Consider the following 22,110-nt stretch of genomic DNA (forward strand, 5'->3'; position numbering starts at 1 on the left):
CCCGATCGAAATATTCAACATCACGAATCGTGCGATGTGGACCGCAAATCGAGCACATGTCCAACACTTCGATGGATATCTGACCAGCGAGCCGTAGCAGTCGATAGCGACGCGGGTCATGGCATCTGCTGCTTGGGCGCAACCGAAGCTCGCACCCCCAGGGCGCTTGAGGCAGCGAGCTCCTCCTGAACCGAGCCAGATTGCCCAGCGCCTGGCCCGCCAGCGGCACAGAGATAGTCGTGCAGCTCACTCAGACAAGCATCTGCGCTCTTGAGTTCACGCCGGTCCTGTGGAGCAATCGTGAGATCGGCAAGCTTATACACAGCATTGCGCTGGTCCATCAGGCTTGTAATCATCTCGTCCCGGTCCGCGGTTTGTATTTTCGGACGGTTGGTGTCGTGTCGGAGGTTGCGCCTGATCACGTCCTCGTTGGTATTGAGCCAGATCGAGACCGCTTTCTCGCCGATACAACGCCGGGTTTCTTCGGTCATAAACGCTCCGCCACCGGTTGCGAGCACCAGTGGTCCCCGATCGAGCAACCGGCTGATCTCCTTCACCTCGAGATCCCTGAAGTGCGCCTCGCCGTCCTCCGCGAAAATCCTGGCTATAGACTTGCCAGCCTTCGCCTCGATCTCTTTATCGGAGTCGACGAACATCAGCCCCAGCTGCTTTGCAAGTGCACGTCCCACACCGGATTTCCCGGCCCCCATCATGCCAACGAGCACGATCGGTCGGTTGCCGAGGGCGCCAACAATCTCTCTTGCGCTTGCGGACCGCGCCGCGCGTGTCGGCCGGGCCAACACACGAGCAGTGCTAGCGCCAACTCTACTGCTGGCTTCGGCTTCCCAATGGGGGATCTCTATGGCCCCCTCGGGGATGACAACCTTGTTGCACACCCGTCGCACGTGCTCCAAGAGTTGCTCGACTACAGAGTCATCCGGGGGCTCTTCGCTCCCTCGCTGCAGCCGTTTGAGCTTCTGGAGCTCCTTGTACGTCCCATGATTGTCGAGCTTGGCCATGTAGCTGTCCGCCGTGTGAAACTCCAGCTCAAAACGGTAACCGCCCGGCGTGGCGAGCACAGTCTTGATGCCGGCGAAGGTCCGGGATCTCGTTCTGAACCAGTTGGTCGTGCTGACCTCGCTGTAGCCGCTCTCGTCGAACGCTAGAATGGCTTTCTTGAAGGCACGTGTAAAATCCCTATCAGAGAATTCGAAGACGTGGCGTACAGCGTTGTTGAACAGCTGCGCGCCGGCCTCAGAGCTAGCCTGTATTCCAGTGAGTTCGTCTGTCAGCGAGTTTTCCGATCTCAGACGCTTAGTCAAATGGGGCATCTTCACCTCGATGCCGGATGTCCTAAGGCCTTCGGCAACCGAGATTACCGCCCGGGTGATGTCCTTCTCTTGAGCTTGAGCGCGGGAAACCTCCATTCGGGCGCGCTGTGCCGCCTCCTCGCGAGTCAATGTGATTGTCGTGGCGACATCCTCAGCAGCAAGCGTTGGAGCCGAGGGTTTGCGCAGAATGCCCAGCTCGGCAGCAAGCTTGATCGAGGCTTGCATGACCGAAGCCGCGAGCGTCGGATTGTCCTTGAGATCCTCCAAAGTCGCATCGACATCAAAACGGCCTTGGTTGAGGGTAGCCGCTATGCTCTTGGTGTAAGGAGCCGATTTCAAGCCGGGTGTCTGTTGCAGCAGGCGCTGAAGGTGGCTGCTCTTAACCATAAAGGTGTAAGCGCCAGTTTCGGATTTATAGGCGTCAGTTCCAACCTTGATGCCGATGCTTAGCAGATTCTTTGCACTTTGCACGACGTCGTGCGGAGCGTAACCATCCGGTCGCGGGTCGATGCGCGCAGGGTAGCGGTCCACCAGAACCTGGACACGGTCCCGTGGGTGAGTCGTTGCCGGATAGGTCTCGGCTAGTTGCGGAAATAGCTCGCAGAGCTCTTGGCTCAAAGCGAGCTGTTTCACACTCGCTGAGGCGGCTGTTTCGGGCAGGAGTAGTTCGGGCGGCACTTGCTCGTCCAGACTTGCCGCCCACGCCTCGAGCTCGGTAAGGAGCAACTCGGCTGTCTCGAGCGCGACCGGATGGTGTGCCAGCTCGATATCGTGCCGCGCCTTCTCGAGCTTTTCCCGGACGTTGCGAGCACTGACCTGATCTTGTTCCAACAGGCCGCGGATGTCTCGCTTGAGCTCTCGGTGGATGCCTTCGTACGTGCCGAATATGGCACGTTCGGCAAACCACTGCTGGGCTTCATGTGATTGAGCTAGAAAACCTCGCTGCAGGCCGGTATAAGTTTCTAGCACATTCCGCGTGGCGGCGAGAATCTGGCTCGCGCGACCGAAATTGTAGCGGCCCTCCTCAATCGCCGGGGTATGCGATTTTGGCGGCTTGAGGGAGCGACTTCCACGAGCTTGCTCGTCTTGGTCGAATTGCCTAACGTGCTCGTAAAGCTGCGGCCGGTCGCCGATAATGATGAGACTATCCCCGTCGAAGTCACCGTCCAGCTTCTTCTGTTCATTAGGTGGCACCGCGACTATCGAGCCTGGGGCAAACACCTCGGTTGCCTGAAGGATTCCTACGCAGTCGACCGGCGTGTCTTCCGTTACGCGGTCCTTGCTCTTTATCCAGCTCGAATGGCACTTGACGTCTTCGGCGGACATCACCAACCCACGGTCGGCGAAGTCGGCCGGCCATATTTCGTCGGGCACCACGATCAGAAGCCCTTTGGCAAAGAAAGTCGGATCGTCGGCTGTCAACTCCTCCCCCGATTTCTGGGCGACGTTGAAGCTGTATTGTATGGTCACGCACTGATCGAGAAACGCCGCAGTCGGGTCCCCATCAACGGCCGACCTGACCCGGTCGGGGGCGAACGGGCGCAGGTTGGGCTTATCGTAAGGCGATCGCCCGATCAGCACGCCAGCAGCGCTCAATGTTTCGCTCTTGAGCCTTGGCACATGGAGGCAGCCATCAGCCGATGGGATAGCGATGGCTCCCGGACCATTGATGTTCGCCGCTGTTATGGTGCGAAACAGCTCCTCCGACGTCAGCTCTTGCTTCACCCGACTCTCAAGCCAGCTCATCGCCTTCTGCCGGGCCTCATCCGCTACTTCCTCGCTGCGCGGATAATGTTGCAAGGCCGACGTTGGTAAGGATGCTCTGCTTCCCTCACCAAAGGCAAGCAGCCGGTCAGGACCTTCCCGCTCGACCGCCCGGCGAACAGCTGGCATAAGCTTAGCCAGCGAAGCCCGGATGAAGCCGCAGCCGTCATGCGGTCGCAATGCAATGGGTCCGTCCGGCCCCCTCAGCCGGAAGAGATGCTCCTCGTTGGCAGGACGGTCCGGCAGCAGCGCCAGCTTGAAGGCGCCTTCCAGCACGAAGTCGTGGGGTGATAGACCTTTGATCGCCGGAGGCGCCGCAAAACCCCTGCGCTGAGTGTAGTAATAGGCCTCTTTGAAAGGGGCCCAAGCGCGCGACAGCTGCTCGAATGCAGTGCCCTGTGCGGTTTCGGCATAGGGAATCGCCAGCAGCTTTCCCCCGGAAGCCTTTCTTTGCTCGCCTGGAGCACGGGCGGCAATCTGAGACACGGTCATTCGCGGCGGCTTTAACTTGCTCCCGCCGAACAGGTCCATTCGGTATGCGATACCGTTTACATTTACCGTACGCGCCAGCATGAAGGCGCTCGGGGCTGCGGGCAGTTGTATCGCGACGACGGGCAGGACCCCCGAAGTTAGTCGATGGAAGATCGAATACCGGGTCTCCGGCTCCGTGGCCAACGGCCGCCCATTTATGTCTACGACCGGCAACTGCATCAGTCCCGCCTCACCCTGCGGAGGCCTCGGGGCGTGGTCCATGGCTAGCAATACCTGATGCACGTCGAATACCGACGCAGGATGTTGGGCCTGGATCGCCGCCGCATCCTGCTCCATGAATAGGTCCAGCGCATCCACTGGATTATCCGCCTCGATCTGCGCAATCAGATTCCAGCTCATGCTGGACAGATCGCCTTGAATCAGGTCGCGAGCCCCAATTAGGACCTCTCTCGTGCCAAGCTGCAGCTCTTTCTGCCTGGTCCGTAAAATTGCTCCGTTGCCCTCGACGTAGGGTGACCTGAACAACTTCTCTAGCGCCGCACGAGCCTTGAGCGTCTGATAGATCGATAAAGCGGGGCGGCGGCTCGCAAGCGGCCCAAGGCTCCGTTCGGCATCGCTCGCGTTCAGATGCGCCTTGATCTTCTGCTCGAGCAAGGGCTGAAGCTCGTTGAGCACATTGAGGGCCTGCCTGCGGTGCCAGCGCAGCGGCTTCTGTGGGCTGCGCGCGAGCGGCAGCAGAGCAGCACTCAGATTACCCATGGTCTCCAGATTCTGGGTCGTAAAATCAGGAGCTTGACGCAATTCAGAGAGCCGGTTCAAGCCCGCCGACGCGAGCAGGCCGAAATCATCAACCAGCTGAGCCTTACCGAGCGCCTTGAAAATGGTCGCGATGTCCAGAACGTTAGCCTTCAACAGGCGATCATTATCATAGTGCAGGTAGTGGGCGAGCTTGTGCAACCGATCCTTCGGCAGAGCGGCCTCCGTAATCTCCCCGCTCTCCTCCGCCCTCATGATCGTTCGGGACAGAGCGTTGGCGAGCATACTCAGCTGAGGCGTGGTAAACACACCAAATCGTTGTGCTCCAGTCCCCAATGAGCGCGCGATGTCCATGGTGAACTGCCAGCACATCGCCTCCTCAGGCCACTTGCTGAATCCGTTCATGAGGTTCGCCACCGCCTGCGGAGCGAAGTTCGAGAGCTGATGCTGACGAGCTTCCTCGGCGATTGCCAACGTGGCCTTGCGACAATCCTCACCCTCCGGCCACTTGCTGAAGCCGTTTACCAGGTTCGCCAGTCCCTGCTCAGTAAAATCGGAGAACCGGACGCCGCGGCGAAGGACCTCACCGGCGATCGCAAACGTGGCCTCGCGACACTTCAGCGCATCCGGCCATTTGCTGAAGCCGTTCACCAAGTTTGCCAATGCCTGCGGGGTAAAATCGGAGTCGGCGCGGTGAATGACTTCATGCGCAATCGCACATGTGGCGTCGCGAGCGTCCCGAGCGTCCGGCCATTTGCTGAAGCCGTTCACCAAGTTTGCCAGTGCCTGCGGGGCAAAATCGGAGAGTTCGGCGCGGTGAAAGACCTCATGCGCAATCGCACCTGTGGCGTCGCGAGCGTCCGGAGCGTCCGGCCATTTGCTGAAACCGTTCACCAGGCTTGCCAAGTGCCGGGGAGTAAAATGCCGGGTGCCGCGACCAAGGACCTCACGCGCGATCTCAAACGTGGCGTCGCGACAGTCCGGCTCGTGCGGCCATTTGCTGAAGCCGTTCACCAGGTTGGCAAAGTCCGGATGATTGAAGCCAGAGAGTCCGAACTCACCGGGCGCGGCGCGGCGAACGACCTCACGCGCGATCGCAGACGTGGCCTCGCGACAGTCCTGCGCGTGCGGCCGTTTGCTGAAGCCGTTCACCAGGTTTGCCAACTCCTGCGGATTAAAACGAGAGAGCCGTGCGTCGCGGCGAACGACCTCATGCGCGATCGCAAACGTGGCCTCGCGACAGTCCTGCGCGTCGGGCCACTTGCTGAAACCGTTCACTAGATTGGCGAGATGTTGGGAGGAAAACTCGGAGAGTGCGGCACGGCGAAGGAGCTCACCCGCGATTGCAAACGTCGCGTCGCGCGAGGCCCGGCCGTCCGGCCACTTGGTGAAACCGTTCACCAGGTTAGCCAGTTCCTGAGGGTTAAAATGGAAGAGCTCGTCGCGGCGAAGGACCTCATCCGCGATCGCAAACGTGGCGTTGCGACCGTCCGGCGAATCAGACCACTTGCTGAGCCCGTTCACCAGGTTAGCCAGTTCCTGGTGGGTGAATTCAGAGAGCCGGACATGACGATCGCGGCGAAGGACCTCATCCGCGATCGCAAAAGTTGCGTCGCGCGAGTCCGCCTCGTTCGGCCACTTACTAAAGCCGTTCACCAGGTTGGCCACTTGCTGGTGAGTGAGTTCAGAGAGCAGGGCATACCGGTCGCGGCGAAGGATCTCACCAGCGATTGCAAGCGTAGCGTTACGACAGTCCCGCGCGTCCGGCCATTTGCTGAAGCCGTTCACAAGCATTGCCAAGTGCTGGTTCTCAAAATGCCGGGCGCCGCGGCGAAGGATCTCACCCGCGATCACAAACGTCGCGTCGCGCGAGGGCCGGCCGTCCGACCACTTGGTGAAACCGTTCACCAGAGTCGCCAGTTCCTGTGGCTTAAAATGGAAGAGCCCGTCGCGGCGAAGGACCTCACCCGCGATCGCAAACGTTGCATCCCGAAACTCCGGCGCGTCCCGCCACTTGCTGAAGCCGTTCGCCAGGTTAGCCAGGTTCTGGTGATTGAATTCAGAAAGCCGAGCATGACGATCGCGGCGAACGACATCATTAGCGATCACCAACGTGGCCTCGCGAGAGGCCGCCTCGTCCGGCCACTTGCTGAAGCCGTTCACCAGATTCGCAAGTGTCTGCGCTGCAAAATCGGAAAGCCGAAACACACGGCGCGCGGCGCGGCGAAGAACCTCAGACGCGATCGCAAACATGCCGTCGCGACAGTCGGGCGCCTCCGGCCATTTGCTGAAGCCGTTCACAAGCATCGCCAAATGTTTCTGATCAAAATCAGAGAGCTCGCAGCTGCGGCCGGCACGACGGACCACGCGGGCGATAGCTTCCGTGCCCTCACGAGTGGCCGCCTCCTGCGTCCACTTGCTGAAACCGTTCACCAGCAGCGCCAGATTGTGACTTTCCGCTGCGCGAAGTACTTTGGCGTCATCGCGACAAAATTCGGCGATTCGGACGGTTCCATTGCGGCATGTGCTCGACTGCTGATGCCGACCGAACGATGTCGCGAACAGCGCAAGAGCATCGGCCTTAAGTTCGCGCAATGACGCACTAGGGAGCTGCGCCACGCGAGCTGCGACCGCCTTGCAAGCTTCGATGCCTTCCTGACCGCCGGCCGGGCGACTTACAGCGTTGCATGCAGTGGCGTAGCCCCAGGATCTCCCGTGGCGGATATCGTCCTCGAAGTGGGTAACAAACTGGCTTCTGAACTGGGCGGCAGCCTTTTGCATGAAGGCCGCATGGTTCCTCTCGCCCGCCTGCTGCAGCCGCTTGTCGTGCTCCACCACTGCACGAGAGAATCCAACAATGCCGCGAGCGAAATAGATCGCGTGCAGAGCGGCGTTAGATTGTCGTTCCGATATCGGATCCCGCGTGCCCTGCGGGGCATCCATGCGCCTCCTTTTTGGCTCGGGATCCAGGTCGGCTTGTCGTGAACTCACGGACCGATCGGCACGGCGGTTGTCGACACCGGAACGCGACGAACCCTCTTCCCAATTTGGCGCGCCGTGATCCGCCAAATACCGCAAACCGGGCTCATCGACATGCGTATTCATGCTAGGATTGGCTGACGTGGGGCGCTGGGCATTGCTGGCCGAAGGTGTTCTTTGCGACGAGTCCGCCGCGAGCTCTGGATTCTCGGAGCGCAAACCCTGCAGGACAGAACCGAACGTCGAGCCATCGCTTCCGCCGCCACGATCTGAGACAGCGCTGGACCAATGCGTGTCTGATCCGCCGGATGCGTTCGTTCTCCAGTCAGCTCTCGTCAAAATCAATCTCCCATGCAAAGTATGCGCCGGTTACCGCCCTAGCACGGAGGGCCCCCCGCGGCAGCCTCAACGGCTTTGTTTCGACACCCCGAGCGGAATTCCTTCGCTGCGTCAACAACGTGAAGCGCCTCACTGCGAGCCACTATTTTTACTGTGCGCTCTGGCGCCGAACATATCGGCTGCATCTGACGTAAAGCTGACGAGCGCAACTGGGGATTGATCGGCGTAGTTGCATTGCATTACCAGCCCGCCGGACCGAACGTACAAATGATTACCCGCAGCGCGCGGGTATGCCCCGAAGCCGCTCCGGCCCGTTGGGGGCGTCGCCACATCTGAAAACATCGACGTAGTTGGAAAGCCCGGCTTGGCGGTAAGGCAACGTTGTTAATCCCGTCAGAGAGGGACGGCGCGCACGCTCTCAGTTATTGGCAACGGCTCAAGAAAGATCGAGCGCAGTTCTCCAAGCCCTTGAGGAGGTACAGTCGATTTTGCCCGAGAAAGCTGCGCAATTGAGAAGCGAACGGATGAATTTCGCAAGGCCCTCGCTGTATGCAGGCGGGCGATAGAGTTTACGGCCGCCCTGTTCGCGGCCGGCCAATGCAAAAGCGATCGCAAAAATGCGCACGCAATGCAATGCTGCTCTTCTGGCCGCAGTGGGATCCTAGGCCGTGCTGGTCGATGAAGTTATTGAGTTAGCAAAACTCAAGGCGGTCGAGCAGCGTGCCTGGAGCGAACAGACTACGGACTGGGCAAGCCGTTGCTCCGGGCGAGCTAGGAAGATGCGGGGAGGGGGTATTTGGGATTGAGCGAGAGTCTACGTTAACGCAGGTGTTCTGGAAACGCCTTGGTTTTTGGGCTCTTCATAAGAAATACGTTTCAAGGTGTTGGGAAAGCGGCTTGGTGCTAGGAGATGGTACAAGCCTAGCGCCTACGCACGTTGTAACTCGTTAGCCTCAGTGGACATAGAGTTGCCGAGGGCCGCACGACAATTCAAAATGTCGAACACTGCAGCTATTATCACAAAAGTCGGACTTTTGAAGACTTCGCTGGGCTTCGTCAAAGAGCAGTTTGACGTGACTTGCAGACTCCGCGTCGATTGAAATAGATTTGGAGGGTGTTTTTCTTTTTGGAGAATGACGTGGCGTTAGGAACTGTCAAATGGTTCAACCCGACCAAAGGCTATGGGTTCATTGCACCTGAGGGTGGGGGCAATGATGTTTTCGTACATATCTCGGCGGTCGAGAAAGCCGGCTATGCATCGCTCGTTGAAGGGGCGAAGGTCAGCTATGAATTGGTCACGAGCCGCAGCGGCAAGCAGGCGGCGGAAAACCTTCGGATAGGCTGACGCGGGTGCGGGTTGTGTAGAGACGCGCTCGCGGACTGGAGTGACCCGAATGCTGCGGCTCGTCACCTGAATTGTCTTTTGCATATGGATTGCCGGCCCTTCCACGGTTTCAGTCGTGGTGGGGCCTTTCTCTTGGGCTGGTTGAGGCACGAGCGCTCATCAGAAGTGATGGCTTATGCCGCACGCTCGCAATCAGGCATTCACAATTAGCGATCCGTTTTGCGCAAGCCGTGGGGTCCCGGGCCCGAAATCTCTTGTCTCGGCAGGACTCCAGTTTCATCATCGGCTGCAAAGCTGAAGGGAGGCCGCATATGGCTCGGTTATGCAGCTGGATGAGATCGTGGTTGGGGGCGCTTTCGGCTGCGTCCTTTCTGATGTCATCGCCGGTTAGGGCGCTAGACCTGCTCGCCATTGCTACACATGCAACGACCTCACGTTTCCGGGGGAACTGGCGCGTTCTGCCGATGGTTCGCGCATGGTGTTGCTAAAGCCTGACGGACCAGGGCCGTTCCCGGCGATCGTCTTGCATCATCAATGTGCAATTTCCACACGACAAAGGGGAGCCGAACCGCTCGATGGGAAGCTGGGCAGAAGTTGGTGTTTCGGCACGGCTAAGTCGTGCTGCTGGTCGATTCTCTTGGCCCGCGCGCCGTCGATTCCGTGTGTCTAGAGTCTAAAAAGGGCGTCAACTTCCCTCGGGGCATCCGCGATGCAATGCATCATCTTCGAAGCCTTCCATTTGTCGACAGGAAGCGCATTGCGCATGTGGGGTTTTCCTGGGGAGCCATGGTGGCGTTGATCTGCGGGGCGTTTTGCCGGGTGGCGAGGGTTTTGCCGCTAGCGTCGCATTCTATCCCGGATGCTTCACGATCAACTCGCCATATGGCCCTCCCTTCGAAATCGTTCGTAATCGTATTGATCATCCGGTTTTGATATTGATGGGCGGCGAGGACATCGAGACGCCTGCCGCCGAGTGCGTCTCGAAGCTTCAGCTGGCAAAAGACGCCGGCGCACCGGCCGAGTGGTACATTTACCCGAAGGCTACGCATTGGTGGGATTGCACGCATCTGAATGGCGCATCGAGAATAGATTCGCATGGGCGCAACCGAACCTAACGCTACAATGCCGAAGTCACTCGCGACTTCGAACGACGACTGTTCGAATTTCTTGAAAGGACCTGGGCGGCCAAGCATGGATAGGGGAAAATGGCTCGTCGTTCGCTCGACACCCCAGCGCAGGCTAGCGGCCGCGAGCTCTGGTGTGCATCCGATCACGGCGGGAAATGATGTAGTATCGGGCAAGGTAGGTATACCGTCTTGACGAGGCTTAACATTCATGAATGCTTCGTTTGACGAACCGCGATAGTTTGGAGGTTTCTGGAAGGGGGCGCCATTGTTTGAGACTGCCGATACAACCCTGTTGCCTGTGGTTTTCCGGCGCTGAGCGGGGCGGGAGCTTCAGGTGAATTTCCAGGTCACAGTGCTGAAGATCCTGGTGAGCTATCCGGACGGCTTTGCCGTGATGGACGATCTAAAGCGCGATATGGCTTTTCTGGCGACCAGCGGTCGCGATTGGTCAGAGCGGACCAAACGGCTTGGCGCCAGGGTACCGGACTTGGACATCTTCTCGCAGGGGCTGGTCGTGCGTGAGCAGGGCGGTTGGAAGATCACTGAGAAAGGGCGGGCCGTGCTGGAATTCATGGAGGCGCGCCCTACCCTTGAGGATACCGTTGTCCGATCCGCTGACGACAAGCCCTGCGCGCCCGCACCGCCGCTGCCGCTCTTGGGCGATCGAGCAAAGCGCCGACGCCAGCGGCGGGAACGACGCCGCGCCGCCCGCGAGCGGGCTCGGGCCGCGGCGTCCTGAGTGAGCCGCCCTTAGGTTCGTCGGCGGCCGTGCGATTCCGATTGGAACCTGGATCGAGATCGACTTAGACTGAAGCGGTACAGGCTTCCCGAGCATCCGACAGCGGCAGCCGGACGGCGCGCGACGAGCATCGCCGCTTGTGCAGATTCCCCTGGGTGGCGGACGGGCAAGCGGCATCACATGCAGATTGGCGCCGGCCGGTATGCTGCTCCTGCGAGCTATCTGGGTCCGCCAACACCTGTGGTTGACTTCAGCCGTTGTGTGCGCCTCCTTGATTGATGCTCATTGCGCCGTTGGACTGAACCGCGGGCGGATGTCGGGCGGATGTCATCCCCGGCCGGATCCCAGCCGCCGCGGCATCAGGACCTGTTTCGGGTTTCGATCCAGTTCCCTGCGCGGCGGTCGCCACCACTTGGCGCTCGACTGCGTCGCGGCCGAAGCGAAGAGGGCAAATGCATAGAGTATTCGGATATGTTCGATAAGTTACCGTTATGCGTCAGATATGAATAGATCATGAGTCACTGCGCTCCAGCGTCTTGGTCATCACTTGCGAGCAGCACGTTTGAGTCGTCGCATCGCCGTTGCCGACCTAGCCGCGCGCGAGGGTACTTCGGCTAGCACTATCGCGCGTGGAAAGAGGCGATCCGGGAGTTGCCATGGGACGCTCGCGGACGTGCTCGTCTCCCTTGGCCTCGTCGAGAAACTGGCCGACCGGGTCGACATTCGGAAAGACGATCTGGGCTTGGCGCTCTCCTAGCAGAGTTTACCCCAGCGTGGCCGATCGTACGCTGCGAGGCTGCGCCGGCAGGAGAGACAAGACGTCGAGGCGCGGAAGGACGAACCGGACGATGTCGATTTCAATGGCGTGGGCTTCTGATGACTGAATACTACGCCTGAGCAGCGCTTGGTGAGGGTCTGACGCCAGTAAGTGAACTGCGCTTCACGCAAAGCGGGCCTCGCCAATTTTCGATCTTCACGCCCACCGTTCCGGGATGATGTCGCCCGGGTGACGAGGCCTCTTCTGGCTCCCTTAGGTCCCCCTTTCGGCTTTGCGAAGGTGGACCCTGGATGCCGACGGAGAGGCTTGCGATGCGCCGTGTGCGCGATGTGATCAGGATGAAGGCGGCTGGGCTGCCGAGCCGCGAGATTGCTCGGCGGATGGGCGCCCTCGACAGTGCGGCTGACCATCCGGCGACTCGAGGCCGCAGGCCTGAGCTGGCCGTTGCCCGACGAACTCACGGACGCGGCCCTGGAGGCCCGCCTGTTCGCTAAGACCGGCAACGGTAACCGGCAGGGTCGTCGCCGCATCGCCGTGCCCGACTGGGCGGCGGTGCACCGCGAGCTCAAGCGCATGCACGTGACGCTGTCGAAGCGGTAGCCCATCCGCCAGTGCTTGGAGGCAGCACTGCTTGGCCCGCTCTTGTCCGGCGTGACGAAGAGATAGAGAGCACCGCCGGTCACGTTGGAAATCTTGGCCGGGCTCCACGCACCCTTGTCGAATTCGGTCGGGCGGCACGGCAGTCGACGTCGGTCCTGATCTGCTTGTGGTTGATGCACGCGCCATCGTTCTTGCAGCCCATTTGCTCACTTCCTTTGAACGGAATGGCGAAACTCGACGTGGACGTTTCTTCTCCCAATACCAGCACGATACCAACAACCGGACGGCTGGGATCGGATGAGAACAAACGTGACGAACACCGAGGTACGCGAAAATGCCAATTTTTCAAGGACTTCTGAATTGTGCGGACGGTTGCGGACGCTTTCAAACCGGTCTGAACAGCCTAGTTGGTGCCCGGTGAAAAACTAGAAGTAGGGGTTCTCCACCCACTCGTTCGCATACCGCCTCGTCGGACAGGCGGTAGATGGACTTGAGCAGCAACAATCCGATCATGAAGCGCGTCTCGGCGCTGGGTCGGCATTCTCGCTGCGCAGCGCTGCGATGTGCCGGTCGATCCAGGCCCACTCGATCCGTCCCGCAAGCTCCACCAGCTCGTGCTTCGGATTAATGATCTGGTCAAGCCTGACGCGGAACAGATCGTCTTCGCCTGTCGTCTCCGACTTTTTCGGTCGCACAGTTGTCCTCTGTCTCTCCACGGCAGCGAAATCACGGCTGGAGGCGAAAGGAATTCCAAATTGCAGGCTTCCGGCACATCACGCCACAAAAGCCTGCAATCTCAAAACCGCTCTCAGCCTAAAAAACAGACTCTCGCTCCAATGACTTGGGCAGTTCTTCACGGACGACCAAGTACTGAAGTTGTGCGGACCAGTAATCCCGGTCGGTCTCCGCTTCAGCCCCGCAAAAGCTGGCTCTGATCGGCCCAGCTGAGCGACCTCCTAGATTACTTAACCGCAGCAGGACTGTCGCACAATTCCAGATGCACGATCTCGATAGGCTCCCCACCGGAACCGTGAGAGAAGTAGCCCCTGCTGTGCTTCTAAAGCCATGCCTTTGATAGAAGCGTTCGGCATTGATGGTCGATCGCGGCGGGCGCCCCCGTCGAGCGTCATGAGAAATGAACCCAGATGTCTCGTGCCTTGTCGGGTTTGCGAGTTTGCCGATGTCCGGTCGTGTGTGGTCGGCGGATCACGGCAATTTTCGGCGAATCCCTCTTCCTAAGGGGAACCCGAGAGGATACGTATGCCGTGATAGGGGCTATCTTCTAGCGACCCTTTACTACATATTGGCTGATCTTTGGCGTGGTATCACGCAGGTTTCCTGCAGAGTTGGGCCGGCTTTCCTGCCCCAGTTTCGGGCCGTGATTGAGTCGGCGGCTCAACGCGGCGACCAAGTTACCGTAACGCGCTCCGGCCCGTGCTCTTGCGGCGTTCGCTGCCCGTTCGGGGAGCGGCGGCGTTGTCGTGAGCCAAAAGCAGATGAAGGGAGCGGCGGTCTCGATCAAAATCCCGAATTCCCGCTCAAGGCGCGGTTGGTCTATTTGGTCGAGGCGCTTGGCGATTGCCGCCTCACGCCGTTCGTCGGTGTCCGGCGAGGCCCTGCATCATGTCGTTCATGCATCTGATCCGCGGGGCATCGTCATCGAGCTCGTCGGCACGCTCAGGTCGAGTGGTTCCTTCTTCTCCAAGGTGTCACGATCCAGTTCCGGCTGCCGCCTGAGCTCGGTTGTCTTCGGATCCTTCACGTCGGCCTTGCCGTCGGCGCACGCCGGGGGTGCCATTGGGTGCGGCGGCAGCAGCCGTGAACTCGAGTCGTCCGGCCGGCTGCCGTTAGGCTTGGGCAGCGCTGGCGGTGCGAGGATGCGCTCCTGAAAACGTCGGTTGTCGTATGTGCCTTCTTAGCGCGGGTCGGAAGGAGCCCTGACATTATGACGATTTCATCTGATGGCGGGCGCTGCATCATCTCGCGGGCGGGGGGGTGAGCAGCGGGCGGGCGGTCTCGGACCGCGACACCATCTTTCCGGACTGGGCCGCTCTGCGCGGCGGCGATCAGGGTGAGACTCCGCATTGCCTCACCTTAATTGTTGTCGGATGCTAAGCCGTTGCCTCACGTAAATTGCTCCCTTGGATCGGGAACGAGCGGGGGCGAAGGTGGGGCGGCTAACCATGGCGACGCGGAAGGAACTGACGGCGGCGGCAAGAACGCGCTATCGGACCTCGGATCGCGCGAAGAAGGCGCGGATATTGGACGAGTTCGTCGGCATCACCGGATTCCATCGCAAGCATGCGATGCGGCTTCTTCGAGGTCAGGACGACGCACGCCCGAGCCGGCAGGCGCGACGCCGGGTCTATAATGAGGCAGAATACAACGCGCTCGTACTCCTTTGGGAGGCGTCAGATCGGATTTGCGGGAAGCGGCTGAAGGCGTTAATGCCTGCGCTGATTGAGGCGATGGAACGGCACGGCCACCTCGGCCTTGCCCCGAGACCCGCGACAAACGTTTGGCAATGAGCGCTGCGACGATCGACCGCGCGTTGGCACAGGTCCGAGAAGGATTAGGGTGCAAGCGCCGGCGGCTCGCGACGCACTCGTTGCGTCGCAGTATTCCAATACGGTCGTCGGCAGATTGGAACGATCCGGCGCCGGGGTTCGTCGAGGCTGACCTTGTAGCGCATAGCGGTCCATCGGCGCGCGGCAGCTTCATCCAGACCCTCGTGCTCACCGACATTGCTACCGGCTGGACGGAGTGCGCTCCTCTGATCGTGCGCGAACAAACGCTGTTGAGTATGGTGTTGACGGAGTTGCGCAAACAATTGCCCTTTGCGCTGATCGGCCTCGATACGGACAATGACACCTGTTCATGAATGAGACACTGAAAGCCTACTGCGATAGGGCCAACATTGTCTTCACGCGTTGCCGGCCCTACCGGAAGAACGACCAGGCGTTCGTCGAGCAGAAGAACGGTGCCGTCGTGCGCAGGATGGTCGGCTATCGTCGGTTCGAGGGCCTGGAAGCGGCCAAGCTGCTGGCTGAACTCTATCGATCGGCGCGGCTGTTCGTGAACTTCTTCCAACCCTCATTCAAACTGATGGCCAAGCAGCGCGACGGTGCTCGTGTGCGTAAGACATACAGCGCACCGGCAACGCCACACCAGCGCTTGGCCGCCGACGCCGCACGCCCGATGCGATTCGTCACCATCTCCAAGAAATCTATGCCGCTCTCGACCCGGTCGCGTTGTTGCGCGACATCCGCGGCGCGCAGGAACGCCTCGCGGCGCTCGCTGATACGCAGCCAATCGCCCATCCTGCTGCGGCATCGCAATCGATCGATCTCTTCCTGGCAAGCCTACGAACCGCCTGGAAAGACGGAGCTATGCGACCGACGGATCGGCCAATCGTGAAAGCGAAAAGAGGCCGGCGGCGTCCCGACCCGCTCATCCGGGCAACGCTAGATTTGCGAAAATGGTTTGAAGCCGAGCCTTGGCGGACTGGTAGCGAACTGCTCTCCCGGTTGCAGGCGGAATATCCTGGAGCCTATCCGAACAAGCTTCTTCGAACGCTTCAGCGTAGGCTTAAATCCTGGCGCAGCGAGCAAGCGAACGCGTTGTTGTTCGTTCCTACGGAGGAAACGCTGCTGGGGCATGAGGTCACAACAACCCAATGATGTGGCAGACGCCAGCGGAGGAGGCCGGGCGCTCCGAAACCCCGGCCATCTCCGCACCCGGCCTCCTCCTCAACCCAAGCCGGGAGCAAAATAAATGAGGCAACCGATCGCACTCGGGAGCATCGATAGGTGAGGCAATACGGCGTTAATGCCTGCGCTAATAGAGGCGATGGAACGGCATGGCCATCTCGGCCTTGCCCCCGAGATCCGCACCAAGCTTTTGGCGATGAGCGCTGCGACGATTGACCGCGTATTGGGGCCGATCCGAGGAAAATTGGGTCGCAAGCGCCGGCGGCACACAGCGCATTCTCTGCGTCGCAGTGTTCCAATACGGACGTCGGCAGATTGGAACGATCCGGCGCCGGGGTTCGTCGAGGCTGACCTTGTAGCGCATAGCGGTCCATCTGCGCGCGGCAGCTTCATCCAGACCCTCGTGCTCACAGACATTGCTACCGGCTGGACAGAGTGCGCTCCTCTGATCGTGCGCGAACAGACGCTGTTGAGCACGGTACTGACGGAACTGCGCAAACATTTGCCTTTTGCGCTGCTCGGCCTCGATACCGACAATGATACCGTGTTCATGAACGAGACGCTGAAAGCCTACTGTGAGGCAGCCAACATCGTCTTCACGCGTTGCCGTCCCTACCGGAAGAATGACCAGGCGTTCGTCGAGCAGAAGAACGGCGCGGTCGTGCGCAGGATGGTTGGCTATCGTCGGTTCGAAGGCCTGGAAGCGGCCGAGCTGCTGGCCGAACTCTATCGATCAGCGCGGCTGTTCGTAAACTTCTTCGAACGCTTCAACGGCGGCTTAGATCCTGGCGCCGCGAGCAAGCGAATGCGCTGCTGTTCGCTCCTACGGAGAAAATGCCACCAAGGTCAGAGGTCACGAGAACGCAATGATGTAGCGGCTGCCAGCGGAGGAGGCCGGGCGCTCCGAAACCCCGGCCATCTCCGCACCCGGCCTCCTCCTCAACCCAAGCCAGGAGCAAAATAAATGAGGCAACCGATCGCGCCCGGGAGCATCGATACGTGAGGCAATACGCGCTCTCATCCTGATTGTCGCGCTATAAATCATGATCTCCGGCGAGACAAAGCCCTTGCCCCGCCTGCGTACGCGCCCCCTGGGCACGCGCAACACGCGCCCGGTTCGTATGCAGGCCGTCGCTCGCTGCGCAGTACACCGCGGCCCTGAACGAAGAGAGCCTGATAGATGGCTTCGTGGCTGATGCGCATCGTCTTGTCGTCCGGGAAGTCGATCAGCAAGCGTCGGGCAATCTGCTCAGGGCTCCATGCCTTGGCCCATCGCCGATCCTTTCGCTGGCTATGCCGGCGGCCGTTCCACCGAACGGAGGGGCCGGGGCAGCGGATCTTCGCCATCGAGCTCGGTTACGAGGACCTCAACGCCCATGAGACGCTGCGCCACGATCCATTGATGGCGGCGCTGGCGGGAAAGCTGGTTGGAGCGCACCGTTGGCTTGAGATGCCGCTCCTGGCCTGGTTGCCGTCTACAGACCTCGGCAGGATGAACCCCCTACGCAGCGCGGGTAGGGCTCTCATGCCTTCGGCGTTCGTCAGTAGCCGCCTTGTCCAGCAAGAATTGACAAAATCCGGAAGTGAGCTTGCCACGATAGACTTCAACATTCTCTCGGCCAAGTGCTGCCTGGGCGTTCTGCCACTGCCGATTGTAGCCACGCTGTTCGTCAGATTTAACGTGGCAAGCGGCGAAGTCAGCATCTTTTAGTCTTACTAGCTCCCGCGCATGTATAGTCCGGTTCGTATGGACATGTACCCACATGGGGCGCGGCATCAGGCGATTTTGCAGAGCCTTGGGCTGCACCCGGAACTCAAACAACGTTCCAGGTTCTTCCTTCAACGCCCTCGGCAGACCCACATAGGATAACTGGCCCTCGTCCTGCAGGCGTTGCAGATAATTCTGCGATGGAAAGGCGTAGGTCTTCATGCACTCAATCTCAATCGTGTTCTTTAGCTGGGCGACGGCGGTCGCCTGCCCGTTCACTTCGGCGCGCTTAACTTCCAGCCTGCGTATTTTGTCATGCATCTCTGCTTGCGGAAGCGCGAATAGGCTCCATCGCCGAAGCTCGTTCAACGCACTCATACAGGCATCCATTTCGGTCACCTTTGCCTGCAGCCGCTTCAAGACGTCGCTTGTGATGTGATCTGCGTCCTCAGGCTTCATACGACGAGCTTCCGAGACGCGCCTTTGTTGCCCTGCCAGATCGAACGACGAGAGTTCGTTCAATCGCTCAAGCAGCTGCGTCAATTCGGCCTGAGATGGTGAAGCAGACCCCCGCTTCAAGTTTTCTTTCGCGCTTGAGGACATTGCCGCGTTCGCCTCCGCGGCATTCACAAGCCTCTTGGTGCCCAGCTCGGACAACGCGATAACCTCGGCTTCCGGGTCAGGTTCTGACGCACCGGCCTGCGACTGCACGCGGGAGGCCGGCGCACCTGAGGCGCTTGGGTCCGGCGAACGCTTGCCTTTCGCCTTTCTGCGCCTCTGCTTGTCCTCAGCCATTTCAACTAGTTCCGGCTGGAGTGCCAGAACGCGCATGACATGATTGGCCGTTACCCACGCGTCCTCCATCATATTGCGTAGGAGTTCCGAGTGCCCATCGGCAGCTTCTTCCGGGTCAACCAGCTTGCCCATCACAAACGCAAATTCGGAAAGTCGCTCCATGACTCCCTCTAGGACGTTGCGGTGGTTCCGATCGAGCGGCTTCCCTTTAGTGCCGGTCACAGGTTGCATGACCGATCGAAAGGCCGGAAAGAGATCCTCCCTGAAATTCGATAGCAGTCGCAATCGACCATCGTCGAGCTGAAGAATTTCCGCCACACGTGGATGGATCGTACGCGGACAAATCGTAGCCTCGGCAAAGACGATCCGCGAAGCGAGCTGCATGAATTTGTAGTACAGTGCGTCGCCCGCAATGGTCCGCTGCGATGCCTCGACACGCGTTCTAGCCGGAGCATTGTCAAGATTCGCAGTGCTGGCGAGAATGTCGTACATTCGCTCCGCATTGCGTAACACCTTGGCCCATGCGTCGACTCTCGGAATCACGGTCTTCGCCGCATTGGACCTTGCTTTGATTTCATCGTCTAGGGTCAGGGTAGAATGGAGTGTGTTGTCAAGCGCACGTACCGCATCGCGGCTGGGGGGATCCAAATCATTGACGACGTGGGCGAGTATCTCTTTGGTTGATTGGCTTAGCAGTTGGAGCACCGAATTGCGGAGTTCGATTACCTTTCTGTTAGGCAGGACCACGGAGGCCGATGCCGATGGCAGGTCTGCCCAGTAGTCCAGCACTTTGAGGCCTGCCTCGACGTACTCTGTGTAGCTGGGGTCCTGGGGGAGGCCGGCGGTCTTGCCCCTCTCCGCAAAATCGTTGCGCAGGTTCCGTATGCGTTGCTGTGCCGTATTGATCTCGCGATCCGACAAACGGTCGCGGCGGCCGAAACTGGCCGCTCCCGACTGGCCCCCAGCTGGCCGAGCTATGCCGGACGGCCCCACACGCATCGCCTGGAAAGCCGATTCCAATGACTGATGGCATCCGGCCTCAGCAGTTCGACGTTCGGCTTGCGAACCGCTCGATGCGGATGTTACCGTCTCTGTTGCAATGTCACGGGCCGATCCGCGAAGTCCGTCAATGCCTCTCATCTCGAATTCCGTTTCCTCAATGGCCTGAATTTGAGTTCTGTCGGCCACCACCGAGGTGACCTGCGCTCCTAAGCGCCTATCGCAGGCGACATGCGATCCGCCTTTGTGTCGCACGCCCGGCAGGCAACTTCGTCCTGCTATCATTCGCGGCTACGAGCGGCAGCTCGCCGGCACTTGGTCGGCGTGGGCTCTGGTGCCGCTTGAGAGGCACCTTACTAACCATCTGAACAGCGACGAGCGCGGCATCGTAACACATTCGGGCATACCGGAGGACGTGTACTGCTCAACACTGCAAGAAGAGTGCTAGTGGTTCTGATCCCAGAGCGCGGCGGCGATCAGGGTGAGATATTGCCTCACATATCGATGCTCCCGAGTGCGATCGGTTGCCTCATTTATTTTGCTCCCGGCTTGGGCTGAGGAGGAGGCCGGGTGCGGAGATGGCCGCGGTTTCGGAGCGCCCGGCCTCCTCCGCTGGCATCTGGCACATCATGGGGTTGTTGTTACCTCATGCCCCTGGAGCGCTTTCTCCGCAGGGAACGAACAATAACGCGTTCGCTTGCTCGCTGCGCCAGGATTTAAGCCGACGTTGAAGCGTTCGAAGAAGCTTGTTCGGATAGGCTCCAGGATATTCCACCCGCAACCGGGAGAGCAGTTCGCTACCAGTCCGCCAGGGCTCGGCTTCAAACCGTTTTCGCAAATCTAGCGTTGCCCCGATGAGCGGGTCGGGACGGCGCCGGCCTCTTTTCGCTTTCACGATTGGTCGTCCGTTCTTCTGCTCGACGAACGCCTGGTCGTTCTTCCGGTAGGGCCGGCAACGCGTGAAGACAATGTTGGCCCTATCGCAGTAGGCTTTCAGTGTCTCATTCATGAACAGGTGTCATTGTCCGTATCGAGGCCGATCAGCGCAAAGGGCAATTGTTTGCGCAACTCCGTCAACACCATACTCAACAGCGTTTGTTCGCGCACGATCAGAGGAGCGCACTCCGTCCAGCCGGTAGCAATGTCGGTGAGCACGAGGGTCTGGATGAAGCTGCCGCGCGCCGATGGACCGCTATGCGCTACAAGGTCAGCCTCGACGAACCCCGGCGCCGGATCGTTCCAATCTGCCGACGACCGTATTGGAATACTGCGACGCAACGAGTGCGTCGCGAGCCGCCGGCGCTTGCACCCTAATCCTTCTCGGACCTGTGCCAACGCGCGGTCGATCGTCGCAGCGCTCATTGCCAAACGTTTGTCGCGGGTCTCGGGGCAAGGCCGAGGTGGCCGTGCCGTTCCATCGCCTCAATCAGCGCAGGCATTAACGCCTTCAGCCGCTTCCCGCAAATCCGATCTGACGCCTCCCAAAGGAGTACGAGCGCGTTGTATTCTGCCTCATTATAGACCCGGCGTCGCGCCTGCCGGCTCGGGCGTGCGTCGTCCTGACCTCGAAGAAGCCGCATCGCATGCTTGCGATGGAATCCCGTGATGCCGACGAACTCGTCCAATATCCGCGCCTTCTTCGCGCGATCCGAGGTCCGATAGCGCGTTCTTGCCGCCGCCGTCAGCTCCTTCCGCGTCGCCATGCTTATCCATCCCATCTAGGCCCCCCGTTCGCTCAGTCCAAGAGAGCAACTTAGGTGAGGCAACGGCTCAACATCCGGTAACAATTAAGGTGAGGCAATGCGGGGTCATTTTTCCATGTCACCCGACACCCTGGAACTGGGCACTGTCCATCGCGCGCATCCGCGCCAGCTTGGTTTTGGGTGCAAACCGAACGTCGGGAGCCTCGGTGATCGAAGGAAGCTCGTAGTTGGACGCGAGCCACTGCGCTATCGGCCCGATCAGATCGCGGGCGTTCCGCGCGGCTTCGCTGTTGGCTTCCGACGATGAAGCGGGGAGGGCTCGGCCGGATGACGCGTAGTCTTCAGATCTTGCGGAAGATGAGATCCCGGCAAGAAGAACGGCAACCGTGATGATCGGGATCAGCCTTTCGCGCATAATACCCTCCCTCGGAAAATGACACTCAACGGATAAGCAAAGCAGAGCGCCATCGAATTGGCCAAGCCCCCAGGTCAACGGCGATATGCAGAAGATCGCGGGAGCTAAAGATGCCGAAATCTTGGCGTTGAAGTCCAAGCTGGAGGCGAGTGAGGTTTCTCAGAAGCTCGCCGTCACCGAGGCGCTCAGCACCGTGCAAAAAGAGCGCGACACGCTGGCGAACGCGCTCGCGCAAGGAACGTCGTCGTCTTCCAATGTCCGTGCGGCGCATGGCTCAAGGCACGTGTGCCGACATCGGCCCAGGCGACGACGCCTCATTCGCCGTCGTCGTCCAGGTCTCGTCGAGGAAGATGAGCCAACCGCCAAGGCTGCTTTGCGCGCACCGCCACGCTTGCTGGCGCTCAACGACGTCGAGGGGATCCTGTTCGCTGGCGCGCACGGGGCTTTCGAAGCTGACGCCCTCACCGGCAAAGAAGCGCGACAGCATCGACTTGTCGGCTTCGATGCCGTGCCTGCGAAGCAGTCGCTCG

7 protein-coding genes and 8 pseudogenes are annotated in these 22,110 nt (G+C 60.0%); 8 read left to right on the forward strand and 7 right to left on the reverse strand.

Translation table 11 applies throughout. From position 1 onward, the window contains the following. Positions 1-116 precede the first annotated feature (116 nt). Entirely contained in the window at positions 117-7,448 is a 7,332-nt protein-coding gene (locus ML401_RS35505; protein ID WP_285813145.1) for a shikimate kinase, read from the reverse strand. 1,351 nt (positions 7,449-8,799) lie between these two features. Between ML401_RS35505 and ML401_RS35510 the strand changes: the two genes are divergently transcribed. The 5 genes and pseudogenes from ML401_RS35510 (at position 8,800) to ML401_RS35530 (ending at position 12,250) form a co-directional block, all read left to right on the forward strand. Continuing rightward, positions 8,800-9,006: a cold-shock protein gene (locus ML401_RS35510; protein WP_285813366.1), complete on the forward strand. Its 207-nt coding sequence runs from the start codon at positions 8,800-8,802 to the stop codon at positions 9,004-9,006. An 812-nt stretch (positions 9,007-9,818) separates the two neighbouring features. Then, on the forward strand, positions 9,819-10,121 hold the full coding sequence (locus ML401_RS35515) for a dienelactone hydrolase family protein (RefSeq protein WP_376717434.1): 303 nt from the start codon (positions 9,819-9,821) through the stop codon (positions 10,119-10,121). A gap of 346 nt (positions 10,122-10,467) precedes the next feature. Further along, a complete protein-coding gene (locus ML401_RS35520) occupies positions 10,468-10,872 on the forward strand; it encodes a hypothetical protein (protein ID WP_285813146.1) in 405 nt (134 codons plus the stop codon). A 547-nt stretch (positions 10,873-11,419) separates the two neighbouring features. Next, positions 11,420-11,749 (forward strand): annotated as a pseudogene (locus ML401_RS35525) (XRE family transcriptional regulator). 297 nt (positions 11,750-12,046) lie between these two features. Next, positions 12,047-12,250: a hypothetical protein gene (locus ML401_RS35530; RefSeq protein WP_285813147.1), complete on the forward strand. Its 204-nt coding sequence runs from the start codon at positions 12,047-12,049 to the stop codon at positions 12,248-12,250. A gap of 428 nt (positions 12,251-12,678) precedes the next feature. Here the strand turns inward: ML401_RS35530 and ML401_RS35535 are convergent. Then, positions 12,679-12,945: pseudogene (locus ML401_RS35535) on the reverse strand (transposase); the annotation flags it as partial. Between the two features lie 587 nt (positions 12,946-13,532). Further along, a pseudogene (locus ML401_RS35540) lies at positions 13,533-13,862 on the reverse strand (hypothetical protein); the annotation flags it as partial. Between the two features lie 556 nt (positions 13,863-14,418). On the opposite strand from ML401_RS35540, the pseudogene ML401_RS35545 reads away from it, so the two are divergent. Continuing rightward, positions 14,419-15,930 (forward strand): annotated as a pseudogene (locus ML401_RS35545) (ISNCY family transposase). A 142-nt stretch (positions 15,931-16,072) separates the two neighbouring features. Next, positions 16,073-16,723: pseudogene (locus ML401_RS35550) on the forward strand (ISNCY family transposase); the annotation flags it as partial. A gap of 276 nt (positions 16,724-16,999) precedes the next feature. Here the strand turns inward: ML401_RS35550 and ML401_RS35555 are convergent. From ML401_RS35555 to ML401_RS35570, 4 genes and pseudogenes are all read right to left on the reverse strand, one after another. Further along, positions 17,000-17,289: pseudogene (locus ML401_RS35555) on the reverse strand (IS30 family transposase); the annotation flags it as partial. 172 nt (positions 17,290-17,461) lie between these two features. After that, positions 17,462-19,651, reverse strand: a complete 2,190-nt coding sequence (locus ML401_RS35560; RefSeq protein WP_285813148.1) for a hypothetical protein — start codon at positions 19,649-19,651, stop codon at positions 17,462-17,464. A 438-nt stretch (positions 19,652-20,089) separates the two neighbouring features. Continuing rightward, positions 20,090-21,180 (reverse strand): annotated as a pseudogene (locus tag ML401_RS35565) (ISNCY family transposase). A gap of 103 nt (positions 21,181-21,283) precedes the next feature. Next, entirely contained in the window at positions 21,284-21,580 is a 297-nt protein-coding gene (locus tag ML401_RS35570; RefSeq protein ID WP_285813149.1) for a hypothetical protein, read from the reverse strand. A gap of 39 nt (positions 21,581-21,619) precedes the next feature. On the opposite strand from ML401_RS35570, the pseudogene ML401_RS35575 reads away from it, so the two are divergent. Then, a pseudogene (locus ML401_RS35575) lies at positions 21,620-21,815 on the forward strand (DUF2130 domain-containing protein); the annotation flags it as partial. Between the last annotated feature and the right edge of the window lie 295 nt (positions 21,816-22,110).

Origin of the sequence: Bradyrhizobium sp. 62B, from assembly GCF_030272265.2 — a bacterium.
Lineage (GTDB): Bacteria > Pseudomonadota > Alphaproteobacteria > Rhizobiales > Xanthobacteraceae > Bradyrhizobium.